Source organism: Thalassospira sp. UBA1131 (assembly GCF_002311515.1).
GTDB lineage: Bacteria > Pseudomonadota > Alphaproteobacteria > Rhodospirillales > Thalassospiraceae > Thalassospira.
Map to the genome: position 1 here is coordinate 25,209 of NZ_DCAO01000048.1, position 1,310 is coordinate 26,518.

Sequence of the window (1,310 nt, forward strand, 5' to 3'; positions counted from 1 at the left end):
GAACGTCCATGCATCATCATCTGAAAGGTGGTTTGGAATGTCACCATCATCAGTAACGTGCCAAGCAGAAGCGTACCTGAACCAAACAGCATCAGTTTGCGCATATTCATCTTTCGGCGGCTGTTCGGTTGGTCGTCCTGATTCTGGTCGCTCATTTCGTTCCCCTGATGGTGATATGTGCGAATTCTACTCTTGGTAGAATTTTGCAGCCTGTCATGATTGAGCCCCGAGGGCCAGAGACAAGTTTCGTTTGTCCGGTACCTGTGATGTCACCGGTTTGGCAGGAACAAGCTTCAGTACTTTAAATGGTCCAGGGATCGTCGCACTTAATCGAAATGCTCGATCTCCGGATCAATGCCAGCAAAGCTCGGCAGTGCTGTGCGCATCCAAAGATGCTTTTTAGCCTTGAACAGGCTTGGGTCATCAAAGGTGCCCAATCGGAAATCGATGAAGCTGTCGTCATCGCCCTTGCGCCAAGTGATGCTTGATCCGCATGTCGGGCAAAATCCGCGATATTTTCCGGGCGAACTTTCATATTCGCGCGGCTTGCCATCCCATGTGACGGCATTGGTCGGGAACGCGACAAAGGTCGAAACACCCGAACCGCTATCCTTGCGACACATGCCGCAATGGCAGTGATTGCTGCCAATCGGTTCCCCGGATGCAACAAAGCGCACCGCACCACAAAGACAACCCCCAGGATGTTCGGGATGTTTTGTGGTCATGGTGCGCTTCCTTGAAAACTTTGACCAAAATTCGGGTTATTCGTTCGGAACACCCGTCGTGGTCGAATATTCGAAATGGAATTCCTTGTCCGGGAACATATAGGACCGTGCGGCGTGGATCGCACTCGCACCTTCGGCAAAGCCCGACAGGATCAGTTTCAGCTTGTGCTCGTAGGTTGCGATATCGCCGATGGCAAAGATGCCCGGGACGGATGTTTCCATCGTCGCCTGTTTTACGCCGATATGGTTCTTCTCAAGATTAAGGCCCCAATCGGCAATCGGACCGAGTTCCATGGCAAGGCCAAAGAACGGCAGAAGATGATCGGCTTCAAGCTCGCGCTCTTCGCCCTTGAGCGTTGCGACAACCACGTGTGACAGGATGCCGTTTTCACCCTTAAGCCCTTTAAGCTGATAGGGGATGACCATCTCGATCTTGCCCGCCTCGGCCAAGGCCTGCAGTTTTGCGCTACTGTCGGGGGCGGCACGGAATTTCGGGCGACGATGAACCACCATCACTTTGGCGGCGATATCATGAAGCGACAGCGCCCAGTCGACAGCCGAGTCACCGCCACCGGCAATCACGAC

The 1,310-nt window shown here is 53.5% G+C and carries 2 protein-coding genes; both read right to left on the minus strand.

Annotated elements, in window-relative coordinates:
* Positions 1 to 326 precede the first annotated feature (326 nt).
* Entirely contained in the window at positions 327 to 725 is a 399-nt protein-coding gene (locus tag B3Z49_RS07835) for a GFA family protein (RefSeq protein ID WP_296989652.1), read from the minus strand.
* 36 nt (positions 726 to 761) lie between these two features.
* Positions 762 to 1,310: NAD(P)/FAD-dependent oxidoreductase (locus B3Z49_RS07840; RefSeq protein WP_296989654.1), on the minus strand; the 549-nt coding region annotated here is incomplete at its 5' end.

What these genes read in the sequence shown, in the direction of transcription:
- B3Z49_RS07835 (WP_296989652.1), bottom strand. Translation starts at nt 725, where the DNA reads ATGACCACAAAACATCCCGAACATCCTGGGGGTTGTCTTTGTGGTGCG.